This window comes from Serratia symbiotica (genome assembly GCF_000821185.2).
Taxonomy (GTDB): domain Bacteria; phylum Pseudomonadota; class Gammaproteobacteria; order Enterobacterales; family Enterobacteriaceae; genus Serratia; species Serratia symbiotica.
The window spans coordinates 1,003,480-1,020,750 of sequence record NZ_CP050855.1 but is presented as its reverse complement, the minus strand read 5'-3'; the positions used below and the strand labels follow the sequence as shown (position 1 = coordinate 1,020,750).

The 17,271-nt window shown below is 50.2% G+C and carries 16 protein-coding genes and 3 pseudogenes; 6 read left to right on the top strand and 13 right to left on the bottom strand.

From position 1 onward, the window contains the following. Window positions 1-14 precede the first annotated feature (14 nt). Window positions 15-905, top strand: a pseudogene (locus tag SYMBAF_RS05315) (IS256 family transposase); the annotation flags it as partial. Between the two features lie 200 nt (window positions 906-1,105). Here the strand turns inward: SYMBAF_RS05315 and SYMBAF_RS05310 are convergent. Next, the gene (locus SYMBAF_RS05310; protein WP_040266141.1) at window positions 1,106-1,387 is read right to left on the bottom strand and encodes a helix-turn-helix domain-containing protein; all 282 of its coding nucleotides are present in this window, start codon (window positions 1,385-1,387) and stop codon (window positions 1,106-1,108) included. After that, window positions 1,368-1,697 (bottom strand): type II toxin-antitoxin system RelE/ParE family toxin, encoded by a 330-nt coding sequence (locus tag SYMBAF_RS05305; RefSeq protein WP_040266143.1) that lies wholly within the window; start codon window positions 1,695-1,697, stop codon window positions 1,368-1,370. Before SYMBAF_RS05305 ends, SYMBAF_RS05310 begins: the two co-directional genes overlap by 20 nt. A 178-nt stretch (window positions 1,698-1,875) precedes the next feature. On the opposite strand from SYMBAF_RS05305, the gene SYMBAF_RS05300 reads away from it, so the two are divergent. The 3 genes and pseudogenes from SYMBAF_RS05300 to SYMBAF_RS18150 form a co-directional block, all read left to right on the top strand. Continuing rightward, window positions 1,876-2,781: a DNA-binding protein gene (locus tag SYMBAF_RS05300; protein WP_040266145.1), complete on the top strand. Its 906-nt coding sequence runs from the start codon at window positions 1,876-1,878 to the stop codon at window positions 2,779-2,781. Window positions 2,782-2,829: 48 nt separating this feature from the next. Next, window positions 2,830-3,099 (top strand): annotated as a pseudogene (locus SYMBAF_RS17560) (restriction endonuclease); the annotation flags it as partial. A 1,132-nt stretch (window positions 3,100-4,231) separates the two neighbouring features. Then, window positions 4,232-4,707: pseudogene (locus SYMBAF_RS18150) on the top strand (transposase); the annotation flags it as partial. Window positions 4,708-5,108: 401 nt separating this feature from the next. Here SYMBAF_RS18150 and fadR read toward each other — a convergent pair. Next, on the bottom strand, window positions 5,109-5,828 hold the full coding sequence (gene fadR / locus SYMBAF_RS05290) for a fatty acid metabolism transcriptional regulator FadR (RefSeq protein WP_040266149.1): 720 nt from the start codon (window positions 5,826-5,828) through the stop codon (window positions 5,109-5,111). A gap of 242 nt (window positions 5,829-6,070) precedes the next feature. On the opposite strand from fadR, the gene nhaB reads away from it, so the two are divergent. Beyond that, entirely contained in the window at window positions 6,071-7,636 is a 1,566-nt protein-coding gene (gene nhaB, locus SYMBAF_RS05285; RefSeq protein ID WP_040266151.1) for a sodium/proton antiporter NhaB, read from the top strand. A 113-nt stretch (window positions 7,637-7,749) separates the two neighbouring features. Next, window positions 7,750-8,280, top strand: coding sequence for a disulfide bond formation protein DsbB (gene dsbB, locus SYMBAF_RS05280; RefSeq protein WP_040266154.1), 531 nt, complete (start codon window positions 7,750-7,752; stop codon window positions 8,278-8,280). A 196-nt stretch (window positions 8,281-8,476) separates the two neighbouring features. On the opposite strand, the gene SYMBAF_RS05275 is transcribed toward dsbB, so the two are convergent. The 10 genes from SYMBAF_RS05275 to SYMBAF_RS05235 all read right to left on the bottom strand — a co-directional run bounded on the left by SYMBAF_RS05275 (window position 8,477) and on the right by SYMBAF_RS05235 (window position 17,132). Then, window positions 8,477-8,923 (bottom strand): YcgN family cysteine cluster protein, encoded by a 447-nt coding sequence (locus SYMBAF_RS05275; protein WP_006708817.1) that lies wholly within the window; start codon window positions 8,921-8,923, stop codon window positions 8,477-8,479. A 224-nt stretch (window positions 8,924-9,147) separates the two neighbouring features. Then, on the bottom strand, window positions 9,148-9,747 hold the full coding sequence (locus SYMBAF_RS05270) for a LuxR C-terminal-related transcriptional regulator (protein ID WP_052447830.1): 600 nt from the start codon (window positions 9,745-9,747) through the stop codon (window positions 9,148-9,150). Between the two features lie 183 nt (window positions 9,748-9,930). Next, window positions 9,931-10,875, bottom strand: a complete 945-nt coding sequence (locus SYMBAF_RS05265) for a fimbrial protein (RefSeq protein ID WP_160289814.1) — start codon at window positions 10,873-10,875, stop codon at window positions 9,931-9,933. A gap of 123 nt (window positions 10,876-10,998) precedes the next feature. Further along, window positions 10,999-11,514 (bottom strand): fimbrial protein, encoded by a 516-nt coding sequence (locus tag SYMBAF_RS05260; RefSeq protein WP_040266157.1) that lies wholly within the window; start codon window positions 11,512-11,514, stop codon window positions 10,999-11,001. Between the two features lie 9 nt (window positions 11,515-11,523). Then, on the bottom strand, window positions 11,524-12,045 hold the full coding sequence (locus tag SYMBAF_RS05255) for a fimbrial protein (protein WP_040266158.1): 522 nt from the start codon (window positions 12,043-12,045) through the stop codon (window positions 11,524-11,526). Continuing rightward, on the bottom strand, window positions 12,045-12,575 hold the full coding sequence (locus SYMBAF_RS05250) for a fimbrial protein (RefSeq protein ID WP_152609155.1): 531 nt from the start codon (window positions 12,573-12,575) through the stop codon (window positions 12,045-12,047). Before SYMBAF_RS05250 ends, SYMBAF_RS05255 begins: the two co-directional genes overlap by 1 nt. A gap of 20 nt (window positions 12,576-12,595) precedes the next feature. Beyond that, window positions 12,596-13,303: a fimbria/pilus periplasmic chaperone gene (locus tag SYMBAF_RS05245; protein WP_040266162.1), complete on the bottom strand. Its 708-nt coding sequence runs from the start codon at window positions 13,301-13,303 to the stop codon at window positions 12,596-12,598. A 17-nt stretch (window positions 13,304-13,320) separates the two neighbouring features. Continuing rightward, on the bottom strand, window positions 13,321-15,783 hold the full coding sequence (locus SYMBAF_RS05240) for a fimbria/pilus outer membrane usher protein (protein WP_040266163.1): 2,463 nt from the start codon (window positions 15,781-15,783) through the stop codon (window positions 13,321-13,323). Between the two features lie 319 nt (window positions 15,784-16,102). Further along, a complete protein-coding gene (locus SYMBAF_RS18075; protein ID WP_272899525.1) occupies window positions 16,103-16,237 on the bottom strand; it encodes a hypothetical protein in 135 nt (44 codons plus the stop codon). 364 nt (window positions 16,238-16,601) lie between these two features. Further along, the gene (locus SYMBAF_RS05235; RefSeq protein ID WP_040266165.1) at window positions 16,602-17,132 is read right to left on the bottom strand and encodes a fimbrial protein; all 531 of its coding nucleotides are present in this window, start codon (window positions 17,130-17,132) and stop codon (window positions 16,602-16,604) included. Window positions 17,133-17,271 lie beyond the last annotated feature (139 nt).

Sequence of the window (17,271 nt, the reverse complement as noted above, 5' to 3'; positions counted from 1 at the left end):
GAGACAGGTAAATTATGGACGAAAAGAAACTTAAAGCCCTCGCGGCTGAACTGGCTAAAGGCCTTAAAACCGACGCAGATCTCAATGCGTTTTCCCGCATGCTGACGAAGTTAACCGTCGAAATGGCGCTGAACGCTGAACTGACCGACCACCTCGGGCACGAGAAAAATGCCCCAAAATCCGGCTCGAATACCCGTAATGGCTATTCCTCTAAAACGCTGCTGTGCGATGATGGCGAAATCGAACTGAACACGCCACGTGACCGTGAAAACACCTTCGAGCCGCCGTGGATAAAGAAAAACCAGACGCGTATCACGCAGATGGACAGCCAGATTTTGTCCCTGTACGCCAAAGGCATGACAACCCGCGAAATCGTCGCTACGTTCAAAGAAATGTACGACGCAGACGTGTCTCCCACGCTGATATCTAAGGTCACCGATGCGGTTAAAGAGCAGGTTACAGAGTGGCAAAACCGGCCTCTGGATGCACTGTATCCCATTGTTTATCTTGACTGTATTGTTGTAAAAGTGCGTCACGGCGGCAGCGTGATTAACAAAGCCGTATTCCTCGCGCTGGGCATTAATACTGAAGGCCAGAAAGAATTGTTGGGCATGTGGCTGGCAGAAAACGAAGGGGCTAAGTTCTGGCTCAGCGTGCTGACAGAGCTGAAGAACCGGGGCCTTCAGAATATCCTGATTGCCTGCGTAGACGGTCTGAAGGGCTTCCCGGATGCGATAAACAGCGTGTACCCACAAACGCATATCCAGCTGTGCATCATCCATAGGGTGCGCAACAGCCTGAAATAGGTGTCGTGGAAAGACTATAAAGCCGTCACCAGCGGGCTAAAAATGGTGTATCAGGTTCCGACAGAGGAAGCGGCGTTGATGGCGCTGGATACGTTCGCGGGTTTTCAACTTAGCAAGGTCCGCTTCTCACTCTAAGCTGCCTGTCATGCTGCTTAAGAAATAGGCTTAGCGTAGGATATTTTCCGTTTTCCAAGCGGCCCCCGCCAGGCGCTATCAAAAGGGGCGATTCAATCTCCTAACCATGAACCAAATTTTGGGACTGACCGAAACAAAAAGGCCAGCCCCAGAGGGCTGGTTGTTCAGTACAAGGCAATGACAGGTTTCTTGATACCGCAGGCGTGAGCGTAGCGGGTCAGTGTGTCGATGCTGGCTTTGGTGATGTTGTTTTCCAGGCGGGAAATAACCGGAGGTGTAACCCCCATGCGTTCCGCAACCTGCGTTTTTGTCAGGTTGCCATGCTTACGCCATTCCGCAAGTAGCTCTCTGAGCTTCTCCTTGCGTTCTTCTTCCTGCCATGCAGCGCGATATTCATCGTCCTGCATCCACTCGTTATGCAGTTCTTTATGGCTTACCAGTTTCATTAAGTACCTCCGCTAACCGCTTTTTGGCGAGATCGATTTCTTTCGCTGGCGTTTTCTGTGACTTCTTGATGAAAACCCGGAGCATGATGATGGTATTGCCTTTGTGGTATACCCAGATGCCTCTGGCTATGTTCGTCCCCATCGTGCGGATCTCAAAAAGTCCATCGCCCAGGGGCTTCGTGTCCGGTTCCCGCAGTAATCGGGCGTCATACTCCAGTTTGCCAATGAGACGGTCAAACTTCACCCTGATTTTTACGGGCAATGCTGTGGCTTCTTCCCTGGCTTCCGGGTGATAAACAACGCTAAACATGTGACCTCCCATTTCCTTTGATATTAACCTACAGGCTAATTCACTGCAAGGTATAGTTAGTCTGTAGGTTAATAATAAAGTGTGATTAGTGTCACGTTGTCACCTGATTAGTTAGTTTATTTGTTTGTTAGTTTATTGTGTATAATGCGTGTACATCAACCAGAACAGGAAACGGCTCATGCGTCCGGCAACCTTTGAACCACAACAAATTATTGATGCGGGCCTGGAACTCCAGGCTGAGGGCAGGAACATCACCGGGTTCGCCCTGCGTAACCGCGTTGGCGGCGGTAATCCGGGGCGGCTTAAGCAGGTGTGGGATGACTATCTCTCGTCGCAGACAGAAGTCACCGCCGAGCCGGTGGCCGAGCTGCCCGTTGAAGTGGCCGAAGAAGTTAAGGCCATATCGTCTGCACTGGCCGAACGTATCAGCCAGTTAGCCACCGGGCTGAATGATAAGGCCCTCAGAGCTGCCGAACGGCGGGTTGCCGAAGTTACCCGTGCTGCGGGTGAACAGACGGTACAGGCCGACGCCGCACAGACCGTTGACGATCTGGAGGAAACTTTGGATACCCTTCGGGATGAACACAGCACCACGCTGGCTGCGCTGGATGGCAGCCGCAGAAAAGAGCAGTCTCAGGCCGTCGAACTGGCTCAACTGCGGGAACGTCTGGCCGCGACAGAGAAACAGCTTGGTGAATCGGAGAAGGCAGGAAAAGAGGCCGCAGAACAGCACTGGCAGCAGCAAACGGAGCTACAAAAGCGGCTCGATGTGACCGAGAATAAACTGGCTGAGGCCACTACGCGCCATGCGGCAGAGTTGCAGGGCATCAGGGAGCAGCACACTGGCGAAATTAAAGAGCTTAAGGCGCAACATGCCTGGAGCGAAAGCGAACTGCAAAAGCGGCTGGATACTGAACTAAAAGCCCGTCAGACAGCACTGGATACAGCGCTGAAAGAGGCAACCGAAGCGCGGGAAGCAAAAGCGGCCATGACGGGTGAGCTTACAGCGCTGAAGGCGTATAACAAACAACTGGTGGCGTTACTGGCCGGGAAAGAGGAAACAGCAAGGGGGAATAAAAAATGATGTTCGAAGCTGCGTAGCAGCGCCGTTCACGCCGCAGGCGTGCTAATTGACTTTCTGGCATTGATTTCCCGTTTGGAAAATACCGACACTGATACAACCAAGGGCGTCAAACCTGTCCCGGTATGGCATGGGATTGACTGGCCTTCACTTATCGCGGAAATGAACGAGATAAAAACACTGGCACCGCATCCACGGGGATTCCGGTTTGAAACCTGGCTTGCTGAACTGTTCAGTACCTTTAAGCTTGCTCTCCGCTCGTCTTTTCGAAACACAGGCGAACAGATTGACGGCAGTTTTCGGCTGAATGATGAATTTTACCGAAACCGGTGAAAGATCTATAAAGCCTTGCCCGAAATAGGCACATGTGCCTATACGGAGTTCCGTGGTCATTTCTGCAATAACACACGCTATGTGATTTTCACCCTGATGGAAATCAACTGTTTTCAGTTCAGGGGTTAGCGAGAGAAATATTCTCGCCCAAATACGGCGTTTTTGTATGCGACAAACACTGTCGGATAGTGAAATGGTACGACAAACTAACTTCTGACGTTTTCCGTATATTTTAGCTTCAGCATAACCTCGAATGTTCAGGATCGGATCTGGCTAACTCCTTGAATTTCTGCAAGTAGGCTTTTGTTACCGTGTGTTGTTGCAGAAATTCCCACGGAACCCCTAATAGGATAGGCTCTTAATATGCTGGTGAAGCATTTCTTCATTCGTCCATTAAATTAAGACAGTAGACAAAAAAACCAACGCGTAGCTAGCAATAAATTAGAAGCAATGTGATCAGTGTGGTGCCGACTCCGAGGGATTCATACCCTCAGCGATAATGAAAATATTTATCATTTATTATTGTAAAGCACTTTCTGTCGCCACTCTACCTGTCGTGCTAGCGACCCACACGAATTAACGACGCCATACAGCCCAGTAGGTGTACAGTAGGCTAGCGACCCACAAGATAAGCCACAATGCCCCATTCAGCCCACACCACAGCATCAATAAGTAGAGAAAGGTTTGATAGGAGGGAATGCCAAGATCAGCAGAAAAAGGATTAAACTTAAAGAATTTGATTATGCTGAAAGGATTAAGATTAAAATACTCGAAAAAATAAGTGGTCAGTATAGGCGGTAAAAAGAAATAGAATACCAAGGTGGTTACCATCAGGAGCTTGGTGATTGAATGGTTTTTATAGTCTTTCATATTAATAAGTTGCCTCTAAATTCTGGTATCAATATACCCTGCATCCACCCCATATGAACAGACCCCTGCGTAGCCAAAGTAGTTCCTCCTTATCACCCAAATAAAACCCGCTCAGCTTTAAACCCCTATTGAGTGATCGGGCGATATAAACCCTGTGGCTTCCCTGTCAATTCACTTTTCTGCAAATTAAAATAAGGAATGTTAAAAATTCTGTGTCATTCCAGTAAAATGCCGATAAAAGTAATGACACATGTCCCAACCCTTCAATGTTGATAAAGCCCTGAAAGCACCTCAGGATCGTCAGGCTATTACAGGTAAGATAGCATCTTGCCCCTGTTGATCAAGCAGTTATCCCAGGCTGCACTGGCTGCTGAACTCGACTCTCATCTGGCATGGGACATTAATGCCAACCGCAAAAAGGATTCGTCCAGAAAAACGGTCAAAACACCAACCGGTGCCTTTGAACAGGCCATTCGCCGCCAACATAATGGCTCTTTTGAACTTCATCCCGTGAAAAAACATCAGACCACGCTGTCCGATGAAATCGAACACGCGATCATCGGTATGTTCGCGCTAGGTATGAGCTACAAAGATATCAGTCAAAAAATCGAATCTTTATACGCTTTCAGCGTCTCCAGTGCCATCCCGACTGAGCTGAAACAATGGCAGCAACGCCCACTGGAAACGGTTTCCCCCTTTGTCACTTGGATGTGCCTTTTTTATTATGCAAAAATTTCTACTTATCCTGATATTGCTCGGCTAACTCTACCTACCGAGCATTCCCGCCATTGCTACCGATCTTGGCAACAGCGAACCGCTGATCCAACCAGCGATCAGGGTCTGTTAGCGATGGTATTGCCGCTGCCACACCAGCTTTCTTTGGCGCTGCATGCACGGCAGCACAGCAAGCAGATTAAAGAAAAGATAATGAAAGTCGCTTGAGGCTCAAAGGTGATAAGCTCTGGTAAAGATGCAATATAGGGCTAAATCATCAGTCATCGACACCATTGCTAGCAACAACAGCGTCAACAAAAACCGCAGAGAGGCGGGATTAGCACAAAATGATTTTGCCCTAACTTTGGACAGACAATACATCTGATAAGCCCATTCGCATCCCCCCGTATGGATTAACAATGCGCTTCGATCAGATCGCTAGGTAGGCTACCCTGCATACTCTGCCAGATGGCTTCGCTCTGTTTCCCATAGTTACGCACCGTGTCGATCACTTGGTCGTGCTGTTTTTCATCACACAGGGTAGACAGTTTACGGTAGAAGCTCAGCGCCAGCTTGCGCGCTTCCGTGTTGGAGAAATAGTAGCGGCCAACGCGGGTGTACAGCCCTTTCATGCCGTTGAAGATCAAGCCGTAGATCGGGTTGCCGGACGCAAATGCCAGGCCGCGAAAAATCTCGTAATCCAGCAGGTTAAAGGCATCAGCCTGATCTTCCACCCCAGCCACTTTCGCCAGCACATCCTGCGCCTGTGCCGGATGGTTGTGCAGCGCAGCGCGAATAAAAATCGATGCGATACTGGTGCGCACCGATAACAGGTTACCAATCAACTGTGGAACACTTTTATGATCAAAACGCGCTACGGTCTCAAGAATGTTAAGACCAGAGGTTTCCCAGAAATTATTGACTTGGGTCGGTTTGCCATGCTGAATGGTCAACCATCCATCGCGAGCCAGGCGTTGTAAAACTTCACGCAATGTCGTGCGCGTGACACCAATCTGTTCTGAAAGCTCGCGCTCTGCGGGCAAAACAGAGCCTGGAGGGAAGCGATTATTCCAAATACTCTCAATAATGTACTCTTCCGCGAAACCGGCAGGACTCTGTGCCTTTATAACCATGTGTGTGTGACGTTCCGTTGCGACGATAACCAGTAGTGGGCGGCTGATAATAACAGATCGCTATGGCATGACATAGCCTGAGCAAAACAATAAATCAACCTGTACATAGCTTGGCAAAAAAATAGGTGCAAAATCCGCCATCTGAGAAATTTATCACCGTGGATCACGCTTCAGTTGCGCCACCTATGCGAGATTGTTAGGGTATTGGCTAATGACTGATTGATATGGATGCATAACGTACAATGGAAACAACCCTACGCAGTGCTTTGGTGGAAAACTTCCTCGGCCCCTCCCCTCGCTGGTATAAACTGAGCATTATCGTCTTTTTATTCGTCAATCCGCTGATATTCTTTTTGGTTAGCCCGTTCGTGGCAGGCTGGCTGCTAGTGATCGAATTCATCTTTACCCTGGCAATGGCGCTGAAGTGTTACCCCCTGCTGCCCGGTGGCTTGCTGGCCATTGAGGCGGTAGCGATCGGCATGACCCATCCGGCCCATGTGGCGGATGAGATCGCCCATAACCTGGACGTGCTGCTGCTGTTGGTCTTTATGGTGGCTGGCATCTATTTTATGAAGCAGTTGCTACTATCCGTTTTTACCAAACTGTTGCTCAATATCCACTCAAAGATGCGACTTTCGCTGGCCTTTTGTGTCGCGGCAGCGTTGCTTTCCGCCTTCTTGGATGCGTTGACAGTAATCGCGGTGGTGATCAGCGTTGCCACTGGCTTTTATTCTATCTATCACAACGTGACGTCCAACCAGGCAGACAGCGATGGTAATATCAGCGATGTCAGCGGCTTTAGCTCTAACGAACGAAAACAGACGCTGGAACAATTCCGTGCCTTTTTGCGCAGCCTGTTGATGCAGGCGGGTGTCGGCACTGCACTTGGCGGCGTGATGACTATGGTCGGTGAACCACAAAACCTGATCATCGCCAAAAGCGCCGGTTGGGGATTTATCGATTTCTTCCTACGTATGGCACCGGTAACGCTGCCTGTGCTGGCGTGCGGTCTACTGGTATGCCTGTTGGTCGAGCGTTTCCACCTGTTTGGTTACGGTACTTCGTTGCCCGAACCGGTGCGCGAGGTGCTGAAAGCGTTCGATCGCAAGGCCAGCGCCGGCCGCAGCAAGCAGGAGCAGCTCAAACTGGTGCTCCAGGCGCTGATCGGCGTTTGGCTAGTGTTGGCATTGGCGTTTCACTTGGCTGAGGTGGGCTTGATTGGTCTGTCGGTGATCATTCTAACGACCTCGCTGTGCGGAGTGACCGATGAACACGCCATCGGCAAGGCCTTCCAAGAAGCTTTGCCTTTCACCGCCCTACTGACTGTATTTTTCACTGTGGTAGCGGTGATTATTGACCAGCATCTGTTCAGCCCGGTGATCCAGTATGTCTTACAGGCTTCCCCAGCCTCTCAGTTGTCGCTGTTTTATCTGTTTAACGGCCTGCTGTCGTCAGTATCAGACAACGTTTTTGTTGGCACTGTCTACATCAATGAAGCGCGTGCCGCCTTTGAGAGCGGTGCCCTGCCACTGGAGCAGTTCGAAATGCTGGCGGTCGCCATCAATACCGGCACTAACCTGCCTTCAGTCGCAACGCCGAATGGTCAAGCAGCTTTTCTGTTTCTGCTGACTTCAGCGTTGGCACCGTTGGTGCATTTATCTTACGGCCGTATGGTGTGGATGGCTTTGCCCTATACTGTCGTATTGACGACAGCTGGCCTACTGTGCGTACAGTTTACCTTGGTGCCAATGACTGACCTGCTAGCACAATGGCATTGGCTGGCCCAGCCGCTGAACGATCAGCATTAACACTCCTTCCCGCCAATATTTTGCGCTGGTGCAGCGCTAAGTGACTGGCAGAACGGGGGTAAATTGGTTTAGACTGCACCTTTAGGTGCTTACTGCGTGGAACAATAAATATTATGTTGCAATTCTTTAAACGCTGCTCACAAGGCCGTGGGGCTTGGCTGCTGATGGCTATCACCGCACTGTTGTTGGAATTAGCCGCGCTCTATTTCCAGCACGTTATGCTGCTGCAACCCTGTGTGATGTGTATCTACGAGCGTTGCGCGCTGTTTGGCATTCTTGGCGCAGCGCTAGTCGGCGCTTTCGCCCCGAAATCGCCGCTGCGCTATGCGGCAATCCTGCTGTGGATCTACAGCGCTTGGCAAGGGGTACAGATGGCGTGGAAGCACACCATGATCCAACTGCATCCGTCACCGTTTAGTACCTGTGATTTCTTCGTTACCTTTCCATCCTGGTTGCCATTGGATAAATGGCTGCCAGCGGTGTTCTACGCTTCCGGCGACTGTGCCGCTCACCCGTGGTCATTCCTAACATTGACGATGCCACAATGGCTGGTCGGTATCTTCGCCGTTTATCTGGTGGCTGCGGTGATGATGTTGATTGCGCAGTTTGTTCGCACACGCCGCCGCAATCTGTTTGGCCGTTAAAAGTCCCCCCCATGGACAGCATGAAGTACCGTCCCTATCTCCACTGTGCCGGCCTGTCCAGCTTCACATTTAAATTATCTATATCTGTCATACTTCAGTGTTAGCTTTCTTCGCTCACCCAGTTACTTACTGATATAAGCTTCTGGGGATCGATTGTGTCGCCGTCTTGCTGCCACTCGAATTATTTAGGGTATATTCACCTTGCCCAACTTGGCTTATTCAAAATATGATCTTGCCAATCAACCACCTCGCTCTCGGGTACTGCAATATAGCGTACCGTAATGCGCTCGCCGTGCATTGCCGCCTTAGAGCCACTGATTAGCGGGTGCCACGGGAATAGCGGTTTACCTTCGCCGATCAGGCGGTAAGCGCAGGTTGGCGGCAACCAGTCAAAGGTGGTGAGATTTTCACGCGTCAGTTTTATGCAATCTTCTTCCAACTCGAAGCGGTGCGCGTAGTTACGGCACTGGCAGGATTTGATATTGAGCTGGTTGCAAGCCACGTTGGTGAAATAAATCTCGTCGGTATCTTCGTCAATCAGCTTATTCAGGCAGCATTGCCCGCAGCCATCGCACAGCGATTCCCACTGTTGTTCTGACATTTCTGCCAAGGTTTTCTGTTGCCAAAAAGGGAGTGGTGACATGTTTAGGCTCAATATCGGTAAAAATAACCCGCACAGCGGGCGGTGATGGGGGAACTATATAGCCAAGTTAAAGCAAAAGGAAATTAAAAACCCACGCTTGCCCTTCTCCATCAGCCAGCAGCGCCCCCAAGGGATAAACACTCCCAGCGCGAAGGCAAAACCCTATGGCGAAAAAGTGAGCTTCAGAGGGGCGGGGTTCAGCCTTAATGAGATGAATTACGCTGCTACATTAATATGCTGTGGCTCAAAAATTGGTACAGTTCGATATCTCGGTTCATATTGAGTTTCCTCATAGCTGAGCGTTTCTGGCTGCTTACCGTTTTCACATTTTTCTTAAGCATACGGGAGATAGTCGAAACGCTAAATCCAAGGCCGATATAACGAATTATATTTTTCTCACTGTAGCTCAGCCGTTGAAAACGGCAATCCTCATATGGCACATCATTACTGTACGCGAGTGAGTGATTATTGCTCTGCTGCGGTAACCAAACCTTATCCAGTTTTTTCAGTAGCGTTTCAATGCTGTCATTACGGAAAAAGAAGGTAGTATCACGGATACATGAGCATACCTCATGACGCGTCAAATCCTTTGGCATACAAATGGGTATCACTCGCTGCAAGCCCTGATTAAACAGGCAATAGCAGCTAAAGCTCTGCGTGAATGTATCTAACGATCGAAAAACCAGCCTCGACTCGCCAGCAAAGGTATGGTCATAACCGGTGAAGTTGACCTTTAAGTTTTTATAAAAAAAGTAGCTTGTCACTAATTTCCTCAGCCCGTACTCAAAATAGCGATCACTCTCCAATATTGAAACATTAATCATAATTCCCTCCTGGGTGAATATACACTTAGTACTGTATTGACGTTTTGTTACTCAGGCAGCAGGCCGATTTCTCTTTTAGCTACAAGGGAATCATTACAATGACTAACACCACTGTTTTTTGTGGCCTAACAATGGTGTCTGGTTCAATTATTTGCATCACCCTATTTTGTAAGTCGCTCATCATCATTCAATCATTATCACCAAGGTGGCGGAGGCAGTGAATTTTCCAGTCGGGATTGCTCTAGTCGGTGCTTTTCTCACCGGTGCAAAGTAAATCCAATCATCACCTTTGCCACTAACCAAATGGGTTGTAAAACTGCCCCAGGGCTTTATGGTGCGGGAGTGATACTTCATCACCACACCCAGCTCTGGGTTGCTAGTCAGGATATAATCCCCGGAAAAGCGGGTATTGCTAGCGATCAGATTGATGGTCACTGGCAAATTAACATCGCTGTTGCAACTGTAGCTGATGGCGATGTCTTTACCGTAATGGCTACCGTCCAAGGTAATATCGGCGCTGTTCAGTTCACCAAATACCACATCAATCACTTTTTCGTTGTTAATACTGCACACCACCGGCGTGGGAACCACCTGGCCTTTTAAGAAAATACGCAATGCCGGAAGCGGGTTTTTGGCCTCAGGGGGGCTGCCGCTGGAAGGCGACATAGAGCGATAAATGGAGGCGGCCTGCACATTGCGTGGCAACAGTACCCCGCCGCCGACCATATCACGACGCAATATCAGCGAAAGCTCTCCTTCCATACCATAAAAAAACCGGTTAAATGCGCGTCCCATGCCATAATTCAGCGATGCACTGACCCCCTGATACGACCAGCTGAACGGTACCATTTCCCCATGCGGCATACTGACCTTGATATCCAGATTTTCATTCAGTTTCAAATATCCACTATTGATGTCAGAAGGCATTAGGGAAGTTTCCCCAGCCAACCAGGATGGCGGGTTGGTTAACGAGGTTTGGTTATTGTAGTTCAGCGAATAGGAAGACTTGGCCGGCGTCTTGTAAAAGAGCTGCAACTTCGTTCCCGCTTTGCTGCTGGGAAAAGATGAACTGTCCAGTTGAATGTAAAAATCGTTTTCTCCGGCGCCGTCCCAAAAAGTATTAGACAAGTTTGCCCATGCTATCTGGCTGGTGAAAAGCATCAAAAGGAAAAAACCTGTCCGCATGTAAATATCCCCCAATCATCGGCCTGCGTATGCCATTTCTGATCTGCCGCCGCGCGGTCTGCGCGATCAGTTGTAATTTAGCGTGAAGGTGGTAATGGCGCTGAAGGTTCCTTCCTTAATGGATCGCTGCTCAATGCTGCCCTTATCCGCCTGTAAATAAGCCTGTAGACTTAAGCGCGTATCCCCAGGCAGTAGATTAAACCGCGCCACATCGCGATTTAGCGACAGCGCTTCACCCTGCTGGGTTTCCAAGCCGATCGCTACCCCTTGGGCGCTGCCGCTGATCGCCAGCAGGCCAGGTTGCTGCGGGTCTTCTTCACCATCAAAAGTGATTTCGACGGTGTTACCGAAGCTTAAGTCGCAATGTTCGAGCAGGATGTCGAACTTTTTGACATGGCCTCGCGGACGGCTGTAGAAGTCATGCGCTGACATCACACCGAACACCACACGTTGATCCGCAGAATTGATGTTAACTACGCACGGGCCTTCCACCAGTTCACCGTGCAACCTGATATCCACTGCTTGCGCCCCTGTCACAGTCAACAACAGCATGGCGAGCAACACGCAACAGAGAGTTTGCATATATCACCCTTAGTAATAGCGGGAGATCATGGTGGCGTTGGCGCTAAAATTACCGCCAACCAACGGTTTGCCCGAGTCGTCTTTGACCGGTATAGCCTGTAGGAGAAAACGGGTATCCCGATCGACATAAAAAAACTGATTCAGGGGAATTTTTTGTCCATCAACACCGTTGTACAATGCGATGCCCAAATTACTGCTGTCGGTTTTTAGCACATTCTCCCCGTTCAATTGATCGCCTTGTATCGCAATTTGTAACGGTGCCAAGGTGTCGGCATCGCAACTGAAGATCAACGTTTTCGTCACTGCATAACTGCTGCCATCCACCTTTTTGACACCCACGCTGCCAAAAGCGAAATCAATGGTCTGTTCGCCGTTGATCTTGCAGGGCGGCGGATCAAACACCGTACCGCTGAAGGTAACCTCAGTGCCACCTTCACCGCGTGCCAACGGGTTGCCAAGCGCGCAGATAAGCAACACCGCTACCCCGGCAATGCTGATCCTGATTTTCTTTTCATCGCGCAATATGGTCATCACAGATGCTCCAGGCGAAATGCCAACAGCGTGCTGAACAAACCTTCAAGCAGCGACTTCGGTTGCCGCAGTCGTTGAGCATAAAACAGCAGGCTATTGTCTGCTGGGTTGAGCGCTTTCACACCGCTGTGCACGCCCAGCGTCAGTGGCTGCTGACTCTCATCAGTAAGGCGCAGTGCCACACCCTGTGCGTTTCCCGTCAAGCTGAATGCCTGCTGTACATCGTCGGCTTGTACCCCGATAAAGATGATGAACATGTCTGGCTGCTGTGGCCTAGAGGTCAGCGTGCCGCCCAGTTGGCTATCAGGCAACACCCCGGCGCATGCCAACCGGTGACGCGGGATCGCCCCCACAGCGACCATTTGTTGCTGCAACTCCATGGCATGAACATAGGCCGACAACAGCAGTTCCCCCACCACCTGACACTCACCGTGCATCTTCTCCAACTTCACATAAGTGTTTTGCCGAACCTGCAATTGCCAAGCCATCAGTATCAAGGTCTGCATCAGGCGGTATGCAAAATATCGCACTTTTATCTCCCTTAACCTGATCAGGATTCACTCACCTGACAACTATCGCCCTGACAACGGAATGTCAGTTGTGGTCGGCCTCCATAGTCATTGATATAGGTCAGCACCGGCGTTCGCAGTACAGCCGAGCGCACATTTTCCGACGATTTCGGCGCGATCATCACTGGCTGGATGTCACTTGCTGGCAGACCTTTTTCCGTCAAGTCGATCACCGTGATGAAATACGGCGTTGGGTTTTCAATCCGATAACCGGCTGTAGTTCGGGTCAAACGCAGTTGTTCCTGCCATACTGCATTCTGTTCTGGGGCGATCGCCGCTGGGCGGTAAAACAGCTTGATCTTGGTTTGCAGCGCAATTTGCATCACATTGGGTTCGCTGCTACGCGGGGGTATCTCACGCAGGTTAAAATAAAATAGCGATTCGCGATCCTGCGGTAAACGCGCGGTATCCGGCGTGGCCGTGATCCTGACCATGCTATTACCACCCGCTTCTAAGCGCTGCACCGGCGGCACCACCATCAGAACGTGCGTCTTTTTGTTGGTCGTCCCCTCCAGCCACGCTTGGGCGAGATAGGGCTGCTGCTTATTTTCGTTAGTGATGTTCAGGCTGATCGACCTGGCACTGCCATCATAAATTGCACGGGTTCGGTCAAGCGTAATGGCCGCTTGAGCCGTTTGAACACTGAGCACCCAGACGCAACCAAGTGACAGCCATCCGTTTTTTTGCATGATTCGCTTTCCTGTGATTAATGAATGGACTTGCATGGAAGCACCCATTGTGTGGTCGGCGGTAGCGTTTTCGGTACTTCAGCAAAGCACTGCTTGGCGCTATCCCACGCCACATCTAGCGTTTCACCTAGTGCAACACCGCTTAGATAAGCCAACCCGCCGTCGCTGACCACCGCCAGTTCATGCCCTTTGCGATTAATTACACTCGCGCCGAAAGGAGGATGCGTGCCATCGGCCATCGCCAAGATCACTAGCAACTTGACCCCCTTCAGCAAGCCGAACTTGCGGTAGCCAATCGCGCCTTCGGTCAGCGACGATTCCACCACTGGTTTGCTGGCTTCAACATCATCGTCCAGTTGGTTAACGTCGATACGGGTGCTGGTGCGGTAATAGCTGCTCATGTCGGCCAGCACACCGATACCAATAGCGTTGGTGTGAATACGTCCTCCCTCAACCGGCACGCCAGCTACACCGTCTGAGTCCACCATCAGACGCGTGCTGCCATTACCCCCGCCAGGATGCAATGCTGCCCCGTTAGCGGTCACCGTTGCTCCACCTTGCAGCGATAACCCCGCAGAAGTGTAGCTGTTCTGCACATAAGCCGCATTGACGCTCATGTCCACTTTATCGCCCCGGTGGATGTAATATCCGCTCAGTTGCCCATGAGTACCCTCTGAGAGGCCGCCAGTCAGCCGATAGCTATCGTAGTTATCCAACTGCGAGTAAAAGCCGACTGTTTGGCTATAACGGCTATCGTTCAGTTGTCCGTTGTAACTCACCATTGCGTTGCTGAGCGGCACGGATAAGCTCATAAAAAGTGTGTCATCATTGTGACCATAGTATTCGCTACGTGTGGCCGATAGGCTCAGCGACGCATTCTTAAAACGACTGATGTCGAAATAGCGGCTTAGCGAAAGACTATAGCGATGGTTATCCGACTGATCCCAATAAGTCTGGTGGCTATACGATAGATAGGCGCTGATCTTAGCGTCCTCAAACCCTTTATTTGCGGTAAGGGTATATAGCGCTTTATCCTGACCGCTGTTGCCCCCGCCATAGCGGGTATCAAGATAATGTCCCATCGACATATACTCACGCTCTGAGAAACGGTAACCGGCAAAGGTGACCTCGCTATTGAAGTCATCAAACCGTTTCGCATAGCTCAGATGCCAGGATTTACCTTCCCGATTTGCTGCATTGGGCAAACGCGCCCAGGATTGCGTCACATCGGCGGAGATCGCACCGAAACGGTAAAGATTGCGTCCAATCCCGATCGCCAGCGCCTTATAGGGTTCAGCCATGATCGTACCGCCATACAGCGACCAACTGTTAGCCCCCCCCCAGGAGAATACCCCGTTGCTGAACATCGGCCCTTCAATATGGTGGTCATAGCGCGATGGGCGCCCCAAAGCCGTGGCGTAGCGCAGTTGCCCAGGACGCGTCAGATACGGTACCGAGGCATTGTCGACCTGGAAGGTTTGCACACTGCCGTCTTGTTCTTCAACCTTCACATCCAATTGTCCATTGACTGCGCTGTTCAACGACTGAATGCGGAATGGCCCAGAGGCGACCGTGGTTTGATAAACTACCTTGCCCAGTTGGGAAACGGTAACCTTGGCATTAGTGCGGGCAATACCACTCACCTCCGCTGCGTAACCGCGCAGCGAGGGTGGCAGCATGCGTTCATCGCTGTTGAGGCTAATGCCGGTATAACGCCAACTGTCGAACAGGTTGGAAGCCAGGAAAATCTCTCCCAACATTACGGTGGCACCCATTTGCGGCAGAGCGCGGTAAGCATAAAACCGATTCCAGCCTAGGTTATGCCTGCTGCTGGCTGTGCATTTGACATAACTGCCCTGATAATCGGTACGCATACGCCAGGCACCTAGATTAGCACCCGCTGTGCCGCTGACGCTGGCATTGTGCATATGGTCATTGCGTTGCAGGCGGCTCACAGTGCTATTGAGACTGTAGTCCAACATCAGGCCAGGAATACCATTATCCCACTGTGCTGGCGTAACCCAGTTGGGATCAGTGTATTCCAACCAGGCTTGCGGTATGGAGACCTGCAACGAGGCACTCGCCAGATCACCACGCACCTCAGTGCCCTGCAAGGCACTGAGATCAGCGCAGTCATGGTGGTGCCAGTAGCGGATTTTCTTTTCTGCCGTTGGGGTTAGCCCCAACTGCTTCATCAATTCCGGTAACAGGCAGGCTTCGCTGCTATTCTTTTTTTCTTCACGCGGGTAAAAAGGCACAGTGAAATCAGACAGATCTCTGTCATTCAAACGCAACGTAAGCGGATAACGGCCTGGCAGTATGTAATTAGAAGAAGAAAAACGAGAAAAATCGATATTATTTTTATCTTCAGCGTCTAATACATCGGTATTAAACTCAACGGAATAAGCCAATTTTCCTGCATCTAGCAAAGAAAATAAGATAGCGACACTTAACCAGTGTGGTTTTAATTTATATTTCATACGAACCTGTCTACTATTTTTTTATTTTTGCCGCAGATCATCTGTATTCCATTGACTCTGTTCTAAGAGCCTATCCCAGTAGGTGTAGCTGCCAGTTTGGACACGGTCAGCGTGCAACAACCGCAGCGTACATGGCGTACGTGAGGATGGTGAGCACTGCCCTGGGCCAAAATGGCAAATAAAATAGCCTAATGGGACAGGCTCTAAGTACGTTGGTGTAATTAAAGATACTCCAATATAAAACGTACAATGGCCCGGTAGCGCCCGGCCCTGAGCTGTTGGTTATTTCGCCGAAGGAATAATGAATAATTCAAGGAAGTCAGCGCCATGTCTGGCGAAACTTCTCCAAGTACCAGCGGATTGCCCGTGCATATTCAATCACCAGCCCGACCCCACGCGCGCTGCCATGCAAGGCGATCAATGCGCTGTTACTATCACACAGCGCGTCAAGCATCACCCTTACCCTGCGGTAATACACTGCATGATTGCTCTGATCAACGGCAACCCGTTCGTGTGAACGTTAAATTTGCCCCCTGCCTTGTTTTGTTATCACTTCTATCGGCAGGGAACCGAAGTCGATAGCCTGAAAATCACTACCGCTTTCAACAGCACAGGCCGATACGACAATTCGCCTACTGAGGATAACTTGGCCGTAACCTGTCTATATCTGCGCCAGCATTACACAATTACGCATTTACTGCATAGCAGCATAAGAGCCAACCTATCGATAACTGATCTCATGTGTTCGCCTTCCTTTCCATCATTAGCAAACAGATATGCCGAATGCGAACTGCGGCGCTCCCACATACCGTTACCGATTACTGATAATCGATCACAAAATCGGCAATACTGGAGAACTCGCCCGGCACTACGGCTGCGGAAGCCAGCCCTTGTAAGTAAGCAGAGAAGTAGAGCCTGTTATCGCCTTGAACCAATTTAAGCAGACTGGTTTTCTGTCCCAGAGCGATCCGGTTGCCGTTAGCATCAGTAATGGCGATGCCCGCGCCGCGTACACCGGGGATGCCCAGCAGATTGGCCGTAGTACCGCTGCCAGCAGCACTGCCATCAAAGGTAATGGAAACTACTTTACCTACAGCGGTGATGTCACAGTTTTCCAATTGGATACCAAAAGGGCGTGGTTTGGACGAACCTTGATCTTTCAACTCGTTCTGCGTAATATGACCCAATTTCACTTCCTGCTGTGAGCTATCCGACGTGAGCGAACAAGGTGCATCTACAATCGTACCGGTGAACGTTACCTTGCCAGCCTCCCCATTAACCTCATTTACTGCGGGAAAGACTACCCCCATTACCATCACGCATACTGCCCACAGCTTATTCATTTTCATCAATATCTACCTGTCACTCCAGATTCAATAGTTTTATCCACTTCTTGGATAAAACAACGTTTTGAATTTCAAGAAAAACTACTCACCAACAACATGGGCAAGGCAGAAATTGTTTTACTTTTGCATTGGGCAGTAATAA